Source organism: Bradyrhizobium sp. BR 10289 (assembly GCF_019455385.1).
GTDB lineage: Bacteria > Pseudomonadota > Alphaproteobacteria > Rhizobiales > Xanthobacteraceae > Bradyrhizobium.
Map to the genome: position 1 here is coordinate 1 of NZ_JACOFR010000022.1, position 16,496 is coordinate 16,496.

The window sequence follows — 16,496 nt, forward strand, 5'->3', positions numbered from 1 at the left end:
CGGGGCCGTCGCCCTTCGAGGCTCGCCGAAGAGGCGAGCACCTCAGGGTGACGGTCGGAGATGAGCGCTTGCCGCTTGACATCAGCCTCCGTTCCACGGCTGTTGGCTCTGCCGGACCACCGAACTCCATGTGAGGACTTTAATGCCCACCACTTCGGTCGGCGTCTTCAAGATAACCACCAAAGGCCCCGGCGACGTTTCCGGCCTCATGAGCCTGATCGGCTCGGGCGCGATCGATCCCGCATCGATCCTTGCCATCCTCGGCAAGACCGAGGGCAATGGCGGCGTCAATGATTTCACCCGGGAATATGCCGTTGCGGCGCTGTGCGCGGCGCTGGCGCCGAAACTTGGTCTGTCGCCGGAGGCAGTCGAGCAGCGCATCGCCTTCGTGATGTCGGGCGGGACCGAAGGCGTGCTCAGCCCGCACATCACGGTGTTCACGCGGCAAGAGGCCGAGCGCCCGGCAGACCTGTCCGGCAAGCGGCTCAGCATCGGCATGGCACACACACGCGATTTCCTGCCTGAGGAGCTTGGCCGCTCCGCGCAGATCATGGAGACGGGCAAGGCGGTGAAAGCCGCAATGGCGGATGCCGGCATTTCCGACTCGGCCGACGTCCATTTCGTGCAGATCAAATGCCCGCTGCTCACCAGCGAGCGCGTCGAGGCGGCAGCCGCGCGCGGCAACAAGACGGTGACCACGAGCGCCTACAGCTCGATGGCCTATTCGCGCGGCGCTTCCGCGCTCGGTGTTGGCGTTGCGCTCGGCGAGATCGCGCCCGAGGTCCGCGACGAACACGTACTGCGGCGCTACGACCTGTTCTCGAAGGTCGCCTCGACCTCGTCGGGGATCGAGCTGATGCACAACGTCGTCATCGTGCTCGGCAACTCGGCGTCCTCCGCGAGCGAATTCGAGATCGGACACGCCGTGATGGATGATGCCATCGATGCCGCAGCAGTGACATCTGCCTTGAACAGCGTGGGGCTTGGAAGCACACCGCTGCCGGGCCGCGAGCTCGTCAACATTTTCGCCAAGGCCGAGGCCTCGCCTGACGGCACCGTGCGCGGCTACCGCCATACCATGCTCGAGGACACCGACATCAGCTCGACGCGCCACGCCCGCGCGGCGGTCGGCGGCCTGATCGCGGGCCTTGCCGGCACGGGCGCGGTCTATGTGTCCGGCGGGGCCGAGCATCAGGGGCCGGCCGGTGGCGGCCCGGTTGCGGCGATCGCGCGGCTGATCTAAAGCGCGATTGACATCGCGCTTCAGGTTGTTGTTTGGGCATGATCTTGTCGGAAAACCGCTGCGCACTCTTCCGGATCATGCCGGATTGAGCGGCCACCTCTCCGCCCGGCGCAACCCTGCCCTTCGCGCCGGCTCAGTTGATAAACGCGGGCCCTTGCGAAAAAGGTGACGCGACACCTCAAGGGGATTTTGACTTCATGACTTTGCCGATGACCTGGAACGAGTGGACGCAGCACGATGGCGTTGGCCTGGCGGCGCGCGTCCGCAAGGGCGAGCTGACGGCAAAGGAATTGGCGCGTCAGGCCGCGGCCGCCGTGGCTAAAGTCAACCCGACGCTGTCGGGCGTGGTCGAGCTGTTCGAGGACGTGATCGCCGATCCCGCCAAGGACGGCGCCAATCTCGCCGGTCCCTTCGCCGGCCTGCCCTTCCTGATGAAGGACCTCGGGCCGACCATGAAGGGCCGGCTCCAGGAGATGGGCTCGCTGTTGATGCGCGACAATCGCGCCGCGGCCGACACCTTCCTCACCGGCAAATTCCGCCAGGCCGGACTCAATCTGATCGGGCGCACCACGACTCCGGAATTCGGCGTGTGCTCGTCGGCCGACAATCCCGCGGTCTACGTGACGCGCAATCCCTGGAATACCGACTACACCACCTGCGGCTCGTCGGCGGGCAGCGCCGCAATGGTCGCGGCCGGCGTGGTGCCGATCGCGCATGCGACCGACGGCGGCGGCTCGATCCGCATTCCCGCCGGCGTCAACGGCAATATCGGCCTGAAGGTTTCGCGCGGCGTGTTCTCGCTGGCCCCGCACATGTCCGACCTCACCGGCCTTGTCTCGATCCAGGGCTGCCAGTCGCGCAGCGTGCGCGACACCGCCGCCTTCGTCGATCATGCAAGGGGACCGGCACCCGGCGAGTTCATGCCGTTCTGGACCACGGCGCAGCCTTACAGCGAGATGATCAAGCGCGATCCCTCGAAGCTGCGCATCGCGCTGTCGCACAGCTGGGGCGACTACAAGGCGACGCCGGAGCTTGCCGCCGAGCTGGAGAAGACCGGCCGCTTTCTCGAAGGTCTCGGCCATCACGTCGATTACGCACTCCCCGCGCTCGACTTCCGCGCCGCGTTCGAGGCGCAGACGCTGTGCTACATCTCGAACTTTGCCGTGGTGATCTCCAACATGCTCGCCGCGCGCGGGCTGGAAAAGCCGCCGGAAGATCTGATCGAGCCCATGAACATCCGGATCTGGGAAGCCGGCCGTCACACCACCTTCGCCGAGCGCGCCAAGATGCAGGGCGTGTTCAACACGACCTCGCGCGGCTTCGGCGCGTTCTTCGAGCAATGGGACGTGATCCTGACGCCGATCACGGCGCTGCCGACGCCGAAGGTCGGCACCAGGGAATACCTCACCATCTCCGACAACCCCGACGTGCTCGACTGGTTTGGCAATCTCTGGCGCTTCTTCGCCTTCACCCCGCTCGCCAATCTCTGCGGCATGCCCGCGATCTCGCTGCCGATGGCCGCGCAGGACCACGGCCTGCCGCTCGGCATCCAGGCGATCGCCAAGCAGGCCAATGACGGCCTCCTGCTCCAACTGGCCGCCCAGATCGAGCGCGCGCTTGACGGCAAGTGGAACGGCGGGAAGAGACCGAAGGTGCACGTCGTAAACGGATAAGCGGAGACCCGCTCACGGTTTCGGCTTGGCCGCGTCGTCCGGCGGCCAGGCGCCTGCTGCCTTCGTATACTCGTTCTTGATCCGGTCGAACGTGATGGGTCCGATGATGCCATCGCCGAGAAGCCCCTGACCGACCTGGAAATCCGCGATTGCTCTCCGATAGCCGCCGCCGGCGGCGTCATCATCGATGGCGCCCTTGTACGTGCCCAGGCGCAACAAAGCCGTCTTGCCGACCCTTGGAGGGATCACATCGCGCGGGGCGGCGAAGTCCGGCAGCGCCTGCGGGTTCTGCGCCAACGCGGAGATTTTCTCCGCGCTGAACTGGTTGATCAGCCCCGCGTCCACCAGAAATTTGAGATTCTGCGCGGCCTCTTTCTTGTCAGCCACGGCAAGCGCTTTCTCGATCAGAGAGAACTCGAATTTCTCGCGCTCGAGCCGTGTGTTCCAGAAGCCCTGCAAGACCGCGCCGACTCCCGTGCCGACTAGCCCGACAAGGGCCAGCAGCAAGGGCGATGTCACCCAGAACGGAGCGACAGATCTCGGTTCTGCATCCGGCATCGGAGCCTCCACGGCGCTCCGACGAGATTAGCGCGGCGGGACGATCGACGGTAGTACCTGCGCCACACTGAAACTGCTGCGCAGCCTCAGTTCTTCACCGCCGGGATCTCCTCCGGGCTCTGCTGCTGGCCCTGCTTGTACATCGCCAGCGCCTTGTCGAGCGCTTCGCGCAAGGCCAGCGCGGCGGCGACGCTGCAGCGCAGATGCGCGGTCTGGACCACGTCGACCCTGACGGCGGCCCCAACCGGCATCAAGAGGTTCGCGGCGAGTTCGATCTGGATCGCACCGTTGTGGTGGCCGAAGCAGGAGGCGCCGTCGAAGTAGATGATCGGCGCTCGTTCCGAGCTCGAGCTGGAAATGGTGACGGGCCCCGGGTTGGCGGCGGGCGTTTCGGGGTCGGCCATGGGCACTCCTTACGGCTGGTCGAACGAACGAAGCGCCCACCATCGTTGCTTCGGCCGGCCCTGTCGAGGCCAAACCGGCCGTAAGCGCGACGAGATCGCGCTTCAGATTGTTGCGGGGTTTTGCGCGGCGCCCGGCACTGGTCTAGAACGTTGCCATGTCCGAGCCACCTGCCACGCTCCCGTTCGAGGAACTCGCCGAGGCCATCCGAGGCCGCCGGTCCGATTACGGGCATATCAGCGGGCTCCAGCTCGACCGCTTCGCGCCCGGCGAAGCTTGGTCCAGCCTGCCCTACCGTCCCGTCTTCGTCGGCGACACCGAGACTGGCGTGCTGCACGGCGGCGTCGTCACCGCGATGCTGGACGAGAGCTGCGGCATGGCCGTGCAACTTGCGCTCGACGGCACGCGCGCGATCGCAACCCTGGATTTGCGCATCGACTACCAGAAGCCGGCAACGCCGGGCCTCGACATCAAGGCGCATTCGGTCTGCTATCGGACCACGCGCTCGATCGCCTTCGTTCGCTCCACCGCCTATCAGGAATCCGAGGACGATCCGGTCGCGACCGCAACCGCCTGCTTCATGATCGGCGCCAACCGCACCAACATGCTCGCCGATCGCAGGATGGATTCGCGTGATATCCGGACGCTCGAAGCGCCGGAGGATCCGGACGGCCCGTTCGCCCGCAGTCCGTTCGCGCGCGCCCTCGGCATCCGCATCAATGCGGACGGCACGCTGGCGATGCCGTTCTCGCCAATCATCATCGGCAATCCGATCCTGCCCGCGATCCATGGCGGCATGACCGGCGCGTTCCTCGAGACCACCGCCATCATCGGGGTGGCGCGCGAGCTTGGCACGGTCGCGCCGCCCAAGCCGATCGGACTCACCGTCAACTACTTACGCTCCGGCCGCGCGCTCGATACGTTTGCGAATGTGTCGATCGTGAAACAGGGCCGCCGCATCGTCGCCTTCGAGGCGCGCGCCTGGCAGGATGATGCCGACAAGCCGATCGCCACCGCCTTCGGCCATTTCATGCTGCGGCCGACGCCTGGAAACGACGAGGAATAGGCGTATTTTACTTGACGGCCGGGGTTTGGAACCACAACGATAGCGCGTTACCTTCGAAAGGTATTGGGTTGCGGCATCCGATCGACATCGTCGCCATGTTCGCCGCCATCTGGCTGTTGGCGGCGCTCATGCTCGACGTGCTGACGCCGAAGGAGCTGACGGCGGTGATGATCGCCATCGCGATCGGCCCCGCGATCGTCATCACCGCGGTCTTCTATTATCTGCGCTGCCCGCGCACCGATTTCGCGGTGATGTTCGCCGCGCTCTGGCTGATCTCGGACATCGCGATCGCCTTCGTCTCGCCGAAGGAGCTGCCGCTCTGGCTGCTCGTGCTCGGCTTCATGCCGGCCATGCTGATCGGCATCGTGCTGCACTGGCAGCGCTTGCAGCGCCGCCACGAGCGCTTGCCGTTGCCGTCTGCGAAGCGGGGCTGAGGCGATGTCCACCTCTCCCCATGGGGGAGAGGTCGGATTGCTATGGCGCGCAGTTGCGCGCCTGAGCAATCCGGGTGAGGGGCCGCGGCACTCACTGAGACAAGAACCCCTCACCCGGATCGCATTTTCAATGCGATCCGACCTCTCCCTTCGGGAGAGGTGAACAAACCGCCTCGGCTGAATCACCGCGACAGCAGATTCGTCTTCGCGAGATCGATGACCTCGTCGCCACGGCCGCTCATCACCGCGCGCAGCACCCAGAGGCTGAAGCCCTTGACCTGTTCGGCCGTGATGGTCGGCGGCATCGACAATTCCTGCTTGGCCGTGACGACGTCGAGCAGTGCCGGCCCGTTATGGGCCAGCATCTCCTTCATCGCGCCGGGGAGCTCGCCGGGGTCCTCGACGCGCTTCGCAAAGATGCCCATCGCGCGCGCCATCGCCGCGAAGTCCGGATTCTCGAGATCGACATTGGTGTCGACGAAGCCGGCGGCCTTCATCTCCAGCGCGACGAATCCGAGCACGCCGTTGTTGAAGACGACCACCTTCACCGGCAGCTTCATCTGCGTCAGCGTGATCAAATCGCCCATCAGCATGGTGAAGCCGCCATCGCCCGACAGCGAGATCACCTGACGGCCGGGCTGGGCGGCCTGCGCGCCGATCGCCTGCGGCATCGCATTGGCCATCGAGCCATGCACAAGGGAGCCGATCAGCCGGCGACGGCCGTTCATGTCGAGATAACGCGCGGCCCACACGGTGGGCGTGCCGACATCGGCGGTGAAGACGGCGTCTTCGGAAGCGTGGTCGCTGATGACCTTTGCCAGATATTGCGGATGGATCGGTTTGCTGCCGGGCGTGCCCTTGGCGAGCGAATCGAGTCCTTCGCGCGCCTTCTTGTAGTGCGCGATGGCATCGTCGAGATGCTTGCGCTGCGTCTTGGGCTTGAGCAGCGGCAGCAGCGCCTCGATGGTGAGCTTGACGTCGCCGACGAGGCCGAGATCGATCTTGGCGCGGCGGCCGAGATTTTCCGGGCGGATGTCGATCTGCGCGATCTGGCAATCGGTGGGGAAGAACTGCTTGTAGGGAAAATCCGTGCCCAGCATCACCAGCGCGTCGCAGGCATGCATGGCGGCGTAGCCCGAGGAGAAGCCGATGAAGCCGGTCATGCCGACGTCGTAGGGGTTGTCGTATTCGACATGCTCCTTGCCGCCAAGTGCATGCACGATCGGGCTCTGCAGCGCCTCCGCGAGCTGCATCAGCGGCGTATGCGCGCCGGCGCAGCCGCGGCCGCAGAACAGGGTGATGCGCTCATTGGCATTGAGGAGATCGGCAAGCGCCTTCAGCTCGTCGGCCTGCGGCACGACTTTCGGTGCCGACAGCGCAAGCCCGCGATTCGTCGACAGCGCGCGCTTCGGCGGCGAGCGAAACGCGACATCGCCGGGCATCGCCACGACGGCAACGCCGCGCAGGCCCACGGCCGCACGGATCGCATTCTCCAGCACGAACGGAAGCTGGCTCGGATCCGACACCAGCTCGCAGTAGTGGCTGCATTCGCGGAAGAGATTCTGCGGATGGGTTTCCTGGAAATAGCCGCCGCCGATCTCGGAGGACGGGATCTGCGCCGCAATAGCGAGCACGGGAACGCGGCTGCGATGCGCGTCGAACAGTCCGTTGATCAGATGCAGATTGCCTGGGCCGCAGGAGCCGGCGCAAACCGCAAGGCTGCCGGTCATCTCGGCTTCGCCGGCCGCCGCGAACGCCGCGACCTCCTCGTGACGGACATGGATCCATTCGATGGTGCCGCGGCGGCGCAGCGCCTCGGTGATCGCGTTCAGGCTGTCGCCGACGATGCCGTAGATGCGCTTGACGCCGGCCTGTTCGAGCGTTGCCACGAACAGATCGGCCACGTTGTTGATCGCCATGTCGGTCTCCTGATTCAGCCAGTCGCATGTTTACGGTGCGCGAATATCAACATCGCGACACAATGCGGCACAATAAGCTATGACAGGATCACTGCTTGTTTATCGGGGACTCAGTCTTTCGCAATCGCCCGATCGTAGGCCGCGATCGTCACCTTTGCGAGAGAAGCGACATCGGCCGCCGACATGCCGGGCTTGTAGAGGCTGGAACCGAGCCCGAACGCGGTGACGCCGCCTTTGATGTATTCGGCAAAATTCTGATCCGAGACGCCGCCGACCGCGGCGATCATGACACCTGGAGGAAGCACGGCTTTGATCGCGGCAATACCCGATGCGCCGAGCACGCTCGCCGGAAAGAACTTCAAACCCGATGCGCCGGAGCGCGCCGCAAGCAGCGCTTCGGTCGGCGAGAACACGCCCGGCAACGTCACCATGGCGTATTGATGCGCACGCGCGAGCACCAGCGTATCGACGTTCGGCGAGACCATCAGTTTACCGCCGACATCGTTGAGGCGATCCACATCGGCGGTCGCCAGCACCGTACCGGCGCCGATCAGCACATTAGCCGGCGCGAGCTTCACGGCCGTGGCGATCGAACGGAACGGGTCGGGCGAGTTCAGCGGGATCTCGATCGCGGTCATGCCGGCCTCGATCAGCACACCGACGATCGCCTCGGTCTCCTCCGGTTTGATGCCGCGCAGGATCGCGACCAGCGGACGCTGCATCGGCGGAAATGGAACGCTCATCTCGAAAATCCTTCTCAATTCGTCCAGATCGCGGCGGCCGCCATCGACAGGCCGCGGCGAACGGCGTCGTCCGCATCGATCAACGCAACCGTCACCGACAGCGCCTCAAAGGCTTGCCGATACAGCGTCGCGAGCCGTCCCGAGGCGATCAGCGTGACGCTGGTTTTCGGCACACTGCCGGAGAGGCCAGCGGCAAGCTCGGCGCCGATCAGCGTGCCCGACAACGTCTCACGCGCTGCGGCCGGCGTGCCGCCGAACAATAGCTGGCGCGAGCGCGCCGTGAACAGGAGATTGGCGGCAAAGGCTGGCGCGTCATGCGCGGCTTTCACCGCCGCCTGGAAGCTCGCGATATCCTCGGCATCGTCGGCGCCCGCGACCGCGAGCGACAGAATCGTCTCGCGCGAGACGACGCTGAAGAGCTCGCCGGTCATGAAGGTGGAGAAATGCGCGACCGTGCCGTCCTTGACGCATACCCATTTCGAATGGGTGCCCGGCATGCAGACCAGCGCGTCGCCAGCCGATTCGAGACCGAGCGCGCCGAGCAATTGGGTCTCCTCGCCGCGCATCACATCGGGTGCTTTTGCGTCGCGCTGCGCGATGCCGGGAAGGATGCGGATGTCGCGCGCCTCACCCGGCACGCGCGCGGCCTGCTTCAGGATCACTGCAAGCGGCGCCGGCGTGTCGACATAGCCGGCCTCGACCCAGCCGGTCTTGGCGCCGGCCATGCCGCAGACGAGGACGGGCAGATGCGCGGGCGCATCGACAGCGGCAAGGTGCGATTGCAGCACGCCGGAAAATCCGGCCTTGGCCGCCGCCAGCATGCCCTCGCTGCTGCGGCGTTCGGCCAGGACATGGCCGGCCCGGTCGACCAGCCACAGGCGAAAGCTGGAGGTGCCCCAGTCCACCGCGACATAGGCGGGTTCGGTCATCGTGGCGCGTATCCTTCGTCTCACCGGCAAGACGCCGTCTCGCGACAATGAGACGACGCTTTCGCAAATCTGACCCGGGATATCGGCTATTGCGGCCGCAAACCAGCGTTTTCTCGCAAGGCTGACGCGCAACACGCGCTGGCACAGCGCTTGCTGAAGCCTCCCCACTCACATCCGTGAACCGCGCAACAAGACGCGTCAATTATGGAGAGGAAACCCATGCAGATCGGCTATTTCACGATGCCTTCGCATCCGCCGGAGTGCGGCCTGAAGGAAGGAAACGACTGGGACCTGCAGGTCATGCGCTGGCTCGACGAGCTCGGCTATCAGGAGGCCTGGGTCGGCGAGCACCACACCGCGCCCTGGGAACCCAATCCCACGCCGGACCTCTTGATCGCGCAGGCCCTGATGCAGACCAAGAATATCCGCATCGGGCCGGGCGGCTTTCTCTTGCCCTATCACCACCCCGCCGAGCTCGCCAATCGCGTTGCGATGCTCGACCATCTCTCCGAGGGCCGGCTCAATTTCGGCGTCGCGGCTAGCGGCCTGCCGAGCGACTGGGCGATGTTCAACGTCGACGGCATGAGCGGGCAGAACCGCGACATGACGCGCGAAGCGCTGGAGATCATTTTGAAACTCTGGACCGAGCCCGCGCCCTTCACCCACAAGGGAAAATTCTGGACGGTGACCAAGCCCGACACGATGTTCGACTTCCTCAAGCCGCACATCAAGCCGCTGCAGGCGCCGCATCCGCCGATCGGCGTTGCGGGTCTGTCGAAGAACTCGGACACGCTGAAGCTTGCCGGCGAGCGCGGCTTCATCCCGATGAGCCTCAACCTCAACCCGGCCTATGTCGGCAGCCATTGGGACTCGGTCGAGATTGGCGCCGCCAAGACCGGTCGCAAGCCGAACCGGCAGGACTGGCGCCTGGTGCGCGAGGTGTTCGTCGCCGACACGGACGAGGAGGCCTGGAAGCTCTCGACCGGCGACATGATGGGCCGGATGATGAGCGAGTATTTCCTGCCCCTGCTCGGTCATTTCGGCTTCAAGGACTATCTGAAGCACGCGCCCGACGTGCCCGACAGCGACGTCACGGTCGAATATTGCGCCAAGCGGAACTGGATCGTCGGCTCGCCAGCGACCGTCGCCGAGAAGATCGAGAGGATCTACGACGAGGTCGGCGGCTTCGGCGTGCTGCTGGTGTTCGGCTTCGACTACAAGCACAAGGCCGAAGCCTGGCACCACTCGCTTTCGCTGCTCGCCAACGAGGTGATGCCGCGCCTGAAGCATCTCGGCTCCGCGAAGAAGGCGGCTTGACGGAGCTGCGGGTGCGGCGCGACCCTGCCGCACCCGCCACTGTTTTGGAGATGTCCGCGTGAGCGTCGACGCAAAAGACTTCAAACAAGCGATGCGCCATGTTGCCGGCGCGGTCGCGCTGGTCACGGTCGGCGCCGAGCACGGCAAGCGCACGGGGCTCACGGTGACGTCGGCCTGCTCATTGTCGGAAAGCCCACCCTCGCTGATCGTCTGCGTCAACCGCAACGCCAGCGCGCATGCCCGCATTTGCGAGGAAGGCGCCTTCGCGGTCAACTTCCTGCACGAGGATCACGCCATGCTGGCGCTGACTTTCAGCGGCCAGAAGGGCGTCAATGGCGATGATCGTTTTGCGTTCGGCCAATGGACGCGGGGAGCCACCGGCGCGCCGGTGCTGACGGAGGCCGTCGCCGCGTTCGACTGCGTGCTGGCACAGGAGTTCGAGACCAGGACGCATTCGATCTTCGTCGGCGAGGTCCGCGGCGTGTCGCACACGGATGCGGCCAAGCCGCTGGTGTACCTGCGCAGCAGTTTCCACACGCCGCAGGAAATCCGCGAGACCGTTTCAGTCGGGGATCTCGATTCGCGGCATCTGAGCTGGACGGATTTTTCGTAAGCGTCGCTCTCGCCACAAGTACGGTACCGTAGGGTGGGCAAAGCGGAGCGTGCCCACGTGCTGCAAGATGTGGTTAGAGATCGTGGGCACGGCGCAAGTGCGCCTTTGCCCACCCTACGATTCCGAGCCGATTGGACCGACGGTGCGCTCCCTCGCCCCGCTTGCGGGGAGAGGGTTGGGGTGAGGGGGAGTCTCGCCGGGGGCGGTGATAGTTGGACTCGCGGAGAGTCCCCCTCACCCGGATTGCATCTGGCGATGCAATCCGGCCTCTCCCCGCACGCGGGGAGAGGCGAAGAGCCCGCGGCACGCTGCGCAACGCTACTGCGCCGTCTCGATCTTCATCGCCTTGATCTTCCGATACAGCGTCGCGCGGCTCAGCTTCAGCGCGCGCGCTGCGTCCGTGACGCGACCGCCATGCTTGCGGAGCGCCTCGATGATCGTGGCGCGTTCGGCGGCTTCGAGATCGATCTCCGCCGTCCTCCCGCCAAACGGCGGCAGGTCGAGATCAGCATCCGTAATCACTCCGTTCTCCGCGGTGCACCCCGCAAGCCGGAGCACGTGGCGGAGCTGGCGCATGTTGCCGGGGTAGGGATAGGCCAAGAGCCGCGACCAGGCTTCGTCCGACAGGCGGCAATCCGGCGCCTCCTCGCGCGCGATCTGGCGGATGACATCGTCGCGGTCGGCGCGCTCGCGGAGCGCCGGCAACCGCACCTCCATGCCACGCAGGCGGAAATACAGATCGGCGCGGAACGCGCCCTCCTCCGCCATGCGGCCGAGATCGCGGTGAGTGGCGCTGATCAGGCGGATGTCCACCGGCACCGGCTTGAGCGCACCGAGCGGCCAGACCTCGCGGTTCTCCAGCACGCGCAACAGCCGCGTCTGCAGGGCGATCGGCATGTCGCCGATCTCGTCGAGGAACAGCGTGCCGCCGTCGGCCTGCACGATCAGGCCCTTCGAACCGTCGCGGCGCGCACCGGTGAAGGCGCCGGCCTCGTAGCCGAACAGCTCGGCGTCGATCAGGCTCTCCGGCATCGCCGCGCAGTTCAGCGCGACGTAATTGTTGCGCGCGCGGTTGCTTGCGGCGTGGATGGCGCGCGCGAACACGTCCTTGCCGACGCCGGTTTCGCCATGGAGCAGCACCGGCAGATTGTGATCGCCGATGCTGCGGAGCCGCTTCACGCTTTTGATCAGGCCGGGATCGCGGCCGGCGAGCCGATGCAATGCATCGTAGCGGTCGACAGGCCCATCGCGGCGCGGCGCATGCGACTTCGCCCGCAGCGGCGGTGCGACGTGACCCTGCCCCAGCAGGCTGCCGTCGGCGCGGCGCAGCTCGACCATTTCGTCCGCATGGCAGGGATGATCGAGCTTGATATAGCGGGATAGGTCGATGCCCGATGCGATCAGCCCGTCGGTAAGGCCGAGGAGCGCGCGCGCCGAACGACAGGCGCCGACGATGCGGCGGTCGTCGTCGTAAGCGAGCAGCCCCCTGCCCCCATCACCAGGCACCGTCGCAATCCAGGCATTGCGGAAATGGCCGCGGAAGATCGCGCCTTCCATCCGCCGCGTCGCCTCCATCGTCACCGCCAGCGCGAGCTGATGCGCGGCGCGCTCGAGGTCCTCGCGACAGGAGGTGATGTTGATGGCGCCGGCGAGCCGCCCGGCCTGGTCGAACAGCGGCGCGACCGCGCAGGAGAACATGTGCCACTGCTCGCGAAAATGCTCGTCGCGATGCACCAGGATCGGCTTCTGTTCGGCGAGCGCAGTGCCGAGCCCGTTGGTGCCCTCAAAGGTCTCGGCAAAATTCGAGCCGGTGTAGATCTTCCAGTCCAGAAACATCTTTGCGTCGGCCTCGCCCGGCAGGCGGCTGAACAGCATGGTCGCGTTCGCGTCGGCGAGGTTCACGCAGTAACCGGCCTCGCGCAGCACGCGGGCGAGATCGTCGAGCTCCGGCATCGCGAGCCTGATCGTCTCCTCCATCGGCTCTGTAACGTGGCGGATCTCGGCTTCGGTGAGCGTTTGCGGCGGGCCCTGCCGGGCGGGATCGAGCTTGTGGCTGATCAGGCAGCGCCGCCAGGAATTGGCGATCCGCGAAGAGGCGTCGACGTCGGCCACATGATTGGCCACGGACAAGACACGGGCGACATGGTTCGAGGCCGAAAGGCTGGCCATCGCGGACGTCTCCACCCTGTATTATTGTGCAAAGTCTGGCACCACAGGCGGGGATGTCAATCGGGAACCGGGTCGCAAGCTATTGCTGCACTGCGCTCACCACGTGTCGATACACGGCCGCTTCTTCTTCGTCCGCGCCGGCGGCTTCGGCACCGAACGGAGACCCGCCATGATCCAGCGCCGGGTCTCGGCGGGGTCGATGACGTTGTCGATCTCGAACACCGAGGCGATAGAGACCGCCTTGCCGTTGGCATAGAGCTCGGCGACCTTGTTGCGATAATAGGTTTCGCGCTCCTCGGGATCGGCGATCGCCTCCATCTCCTTGCGGAAGCCGAGGCGGACATAGCCTTCCAGGCCCATGCCGCCGAACTCGCCGGTCGGCCAGGCCGCGGTGAAGAAAGAGGCGTGGAAGCCGCCGCCGATCATCGACTGTGCACCGAGCCCATAGCCCTTGCGCAGCACGATGCCGAACAGCGGCACGGTGAGGCTCGCGCCTGTCACGAACATGCGAGAGACGTGGCGCACGATCGCGGTCTTCTCGGCCTCGGGGCCGACCATGAAGCCGGGCGTGTCGCAGAGCGAGACAACAGGCAGATCGAAGGCGTCGCAGAGCTGGAGGAAGCGCGCGGCCTTGTCGCCGGCATCGGCGTCGATGGCGCCGCCGAGATGACGCGGATTGTTGGCGATCAAGCCGAACGGCCTGCCTTCGATGCGGATCAGCGCGGTGATCATGCCGACGCCGTAGTCGCGGCGCAGTTCCAGCACTGAACCCTTGTCGGCAACGAGATCGATCACGCTACGGATGTCGTAGACGCGCAGGCGATTCTCGGGGATGGCGCGGCGGAGCAGGCGCTGATCCGCAGCTTCCCAGTCGATCACCGCACCCTGGAAGTAGGACAGGTATTTTTGCGCGACCGAGGTCGCCTCCTCCTCGTCCTCGACCAGGATGTCGATGACGCCGTTCGGAGACTGGAACGAGACCGGGCCGACTTCAGCCGGGTGATAGACGCCGAGCCCACCACCCTCAATCATCGCGGGACCACCCATGCCGATCGAGGCATTTTTGGTCGCGATGATGACATCGCAGCAGCCGAGCATCGCGGCATTGCCGGCGAAGCAGTAGCCGGAGACGACGCCAATCACAGGCACGAGGCCGGAGAGCTTTGCGAACTGCACGAAGGAGGGACCATCGAGGCCGGTCATGCCGAGACGGTCGGTGTCGCCGGGCCGACCACCGCCGCCTTCGGCGTAAAACACCAGCGGCACGCGCCAGTCTTCCGCAAGGGTGAGCATGCGGTCGATCTTCTTGTGGTTCATGTGGCCCTGCGTGCCCGCGAGCACGGTATAGTCATAGGCCACGACGATGCAACGTGCCCCCTCGGGTCCGAACTGATCGGCATTCACCGTGGCGACCCCCATCACGAGGCCGTCGGCCGGCGTATTCTTGATGAGATCGTCGAGCTTGCGCCGGCGCCGCTGCGCCGCAATCGCGAGGCTGCCATACTCCATGAACGAGCCGTCATCGACGAGCTGCGCCACGTTCTCGCGCGCGGTGCGCTGGTTGGTGTTGCGGCGGCGCTCGACCGCGGCCGGGCGGTTTTCATCGAGCGTGTTGGCCTGGCGCGCGATCAGCTCGGCCAGATCGGGGCGGATATGGTCGAGATCGATGTCGGCTTCCACTGCCGTGCTGTCGGCCGCGACGTCGAGCGGCTCGAGATAGAGGATCGGCTCGCCATGCAGCAGCGTGACGCCATCGCCCGCGACGAGCTTTGTCACACGGCCGCCCTGCTCGGCCATGACGAGATGCTCCATCTTCATCGATTCGATCACGGCGAGCTGCTGGCCCGGGCGCACGATCTCGCCTTCCCTCACCTGGACGGTGACGATGGTGCCTTGCAAGGGCGCGGCGACCAGGACGGTGCCCTCGGGCACAGCCTGCGCGGCATGCGCTTCAGGGGCATGTGCGCCGCCGTGCTCGGTCGCGGCAAAATAGAGCGGCCTGGCCGCGCCGTCGGCCGCCTCGACCAGTTTGGCGATATTGCGATCGATGAAATTGGTTGCGATGCGGTTGGTCCTGAAATCGGGATGCGCCAGCACCGCCTGAAGGAAGGCGATGTTGGTGACCACGCCGTCGATCCGGAACTCGCGCAAGCTCCGGGAGGCCTTTGCCACGATATCATGCCAGGCTTCGCCTGGCGTATGCACGATGACCTTGGCCAGCAGCGAGTCGAAGGCAGTGCTGGTCTTGTAGCCGGCATAGCCAAAACTATCGACGCGGACGCCGGGGCCTGATGGCGGCTCGAACAATGCGAGCACGCCGCCCGTCGGATGCGTCGCGCCGGTTGCGTCCAGCGTCTCCATGTTGACACGGAGCTGCATCGCGTAGCCGCGCGGCTTCGGGATCGAACCCTGCGCAAGGCCGAGGGAGGCCAGCGAACCGCCTGCAGCAATCGCGAGCTGGGCGCGGACGAGGTCGAGACCGAGCACCTCTTCGGTCACGGTGTGCTCGACCTGGAGCCGCGGATTGGCCTCGATGAAGGCAAAGCTGTCTTCGGCCGTGCCATCGACCAGAAATTCGAACGTGCCGAGATTGTCATACGAGGCGGCCGCCGCGAGCTGCTTGGCTGCCTCGATGATCCGCCCACGCAAGCCGTCGGTGAGCGACGGGCTCGGCGCCACCTCGATCAGCTTCTGGTGCCGGCGCTGGATGGTGCATTCGCGCTCCCAGAGATGCGAGATCGCACCATGATGGTCGCCGACGATCTGCACCTCGATGTGGCGCGCCTGGCGGATCAGCCGCTCGGCATAGACGCCGTCGAAGCCGAACGCCGCCTTGGCCTCGGACTGGCAACGCGCATAGGCTTCAGCAAGATCGGCTGCGTTCTCGACCACGCGCATGCCGCGGCCGCCACCGCCGGCCATCGCCTTGATCACGATCGCCGCATTGCTGCCGAGCGAGGTGAAGAACGCCGTGATCTCCTCCAGCGACGACGGTCCGCTGGTGCCGGCGATAACAGGCACGCCGCAGCGCTTTGCCAGTTGGCGCGCCGCGACCTTGTCGCCAAACAGCTCCAGCGCGGCCGGCGTCGGACCGACGAAGGTGATGCCTGCATCGGCGCAGGCTTTCGCGAACGCCGCATTCTCGCTGAGGAAGCCATAGCCGGGGTGCACGGCATCGCAGCCGGCGCCCTTCGCCGCTTGCACCACGGCGTCGATATCGAGATAGGCGCGCGCACCGCGGCCGGGGATTTCGACGGCTTCGTCGGCCACGCGCACATGCAGCGACAGCGCGTCATCCGCAGGATGGATCGCCACCGTCGCGATGCCGGCATCGGCCGCCGCGCGCGCAATGCGAATGGCGATCTCGCCGCGATTGGCGATCAGGATTTTTTTGAACGACATGCGGCGTCTCCATGCCCGCGAGCCCAGC

Annotated in this window: 13 protein-coding genes; 6 read left to right on the forward strand and 7 right to left on the reverse strand. The window is 65.8% G+C overall.

Translation table 11 applies throughout. The annotated features are described in order from the left end of the window. Positions 1-142 precede the first annotated feature (142 nt). Both atzD and HYH08_RS28510 read left to right on the forward strand, forming a co-directional pair. Positions 143-1,243 carry a cyanuric acid amidohydrolase gene (gene atzD / locus HYH08_RS28505; RefSeq protein ID WP_220013156.1) on the forward strand — a complete coding sequence of 367 codons (1,101 nt, stop codon included), beginning with the start codon at positions 143-145 and terminating at the stop codon, positions 1,241-1,243. A 197-nt stretch (positions 1,244-1,440) separates the two neighbouring features. Continuing rightward, positions 1,441-2,916 (forward strand): amidase, encoded by a 1,476-nt coding sequence (locus tag HYH08_RS28510; RefSeq protein WP_220013157.1) that lies wholly within the window; start codon positions 1,441-1,443, stop codon positions 2,914-2,916. 12 nt (positions 2,917-2,928) lie between these two features. Here HYH08_RS28510 and HYH08_RS28515 read toward each other — a convergent pair whose 3' ends face one another. Then, entirely contained in the window at positions 2,929-3,474 is a 546-nt protein-coding gene (locus HYH08_RS28515; protein WP_220013158.1) for a peptidoglycan-binding domain-containing protein, read from the reverse strand. 86 nt (positions 3,475-3,560) lie between these two features. After that, positions 3,561-3,878, reverse strand: a complete 318-nt coding sequence (locus tag HYH08_RS28520) for a hypothetical protein (protein ID WP_220013159.1) — start codon at positions 3,876-3,878, stop codon at positions 3,561-3,563. Positions 3,879-4,033: 155 nt separating this feature from the next. Here HYH08_RS28520 and HYH08_RS28525 point away from each other — a divergent pair, with 155 nt between their 5' ends. Then, a complete protein-coding gene (locus HYH08_RS28525) occupies positions 4,034-4,942 on the forward strand; it encodes a PaaI family thioesterase (RefSeq protein ID WP_220013160.1) in 909 nt (302 codons plus the stop codon). Between the two features lie 68 nt (positions 4,943-5,010). Next, positions 5,011-5,376: a hypothetical protein gene (locus HYH08_RS28530; RefSeq protein ID WP_220013161.1), complete on the forward strand. Its 366-nt coding sequence runs from the start codon at positions 5,011-5,013 to the stop codon at positions 5,374-5,376. A gap of 182 nt (positions 5,377-5,558) precedes the next feature. Here the strand turns inward: HYH08_RS28530 and poxB are convergent, their stop codons facing one another. The 3 genes from poxB to HYH08_RS28545 form a co-directional block, all read right to left on the reverse strand. Beyond that, positions 5,559-7,295 carry a ubiquinone-dependent pyruvate dehydrogenase gene (gene poxB / locus HYH08_RS28535; RefSeq protein ID WP_220013162.1) on the reverse strand — a complete coding sequence of 579 codons (1,737 nt, stop codon included), beginning with the start codon at positions 7,293-7,295 and terminating at the stop codon, positions 5,559-5,561. 110 nt (positions 7,296-7,405) lie between these two features. Further along, entirely contained in the window at positions 7,406-8,038 is a 633-nt protein-coding gene (locus tag HYH08_RS28540; RefSeq protein WP_220013163.1) for a 2-dehydro-3-deoxy-6-phosphogalactonate aldolase, read from the reverse strand. Between the two features lie 14 nt (positions 8,039-8,052). After that, a complete protein-coding gene (locus tag HYH08_RS28545; RefSeq protein WP_220013164.1) occupies positions 8,053-8,967 on the reverse strand; it encodes a 2-dehydro-3-deoxygalactonokinase in 915 nt (304 codons plus the stop codon). 219 nt (positions 8,968-9,186) lie between these two features. Here HYH08_RS28545 and HYH08_RS28550 point away from each other — a divergent pair, with 219 nt between their 5' ends. Together HYH08_RS28550 and HYH08_RS28555 are read left to right on the forward strand one after the other, a co-directional pair. After that, the gene (locus HYH08_RS28550; RefSeq protein WP_220013165.1) at positions 9,187-10,284 is read left to right on the forward strand and encodes an LLM class flavin-dependent oxidoreductase; all 1,098 of its coding nucleotides are present in this window, start codon (positions 9,187-9,189) and stop codon (positions 10,282-10,284) included. A gap of 58 nt (positions 10,285-10,342) precedes the next feature. After that, positions 10,343-10,897: a flavin reductase family protein gene (locus HYH08_RS28555; RefSeq protein WP_220013166.1), complete on the forward strand. Its 555-nt coding sequence runs from the start codon at positions 10,343-10,345 to the stop codon at positions 10,895-10,897. A gap of 318 nt (positions 10,898-11,215) precedes the next feature. On the opposite strand, the gene HYH08_RS28560 is transcribed toward HYH08_RS28555, so the two are convergent. Beyond that, positions 11,216-13,066 (reverse strand): sigma-54-dependent Fis family transcriptional regulator, encoded by a 1,851-nt coding sequence (locus tag HYH08_RS28560; protein WP_220013167.1) that lies wholly within the window; start codon positions 13,064-13,066, stop codon positions 11,216-11,218. Between the two features lie 96 nt (positions 13,067-13,162). Further along, complete coding sequence (locus tag HYH08_RS28565) at positions 13,163-16,468, reverse strand: acetyl-CoA carboxylase family protein (protein WP_220013168.1); 3,306 nt, start codon at positions 16,466-16,468, stop codon at positions 13,163-13,165. Between the last annotated feature and the right edge of the window lie 28 nt (positions 16,469-16,496).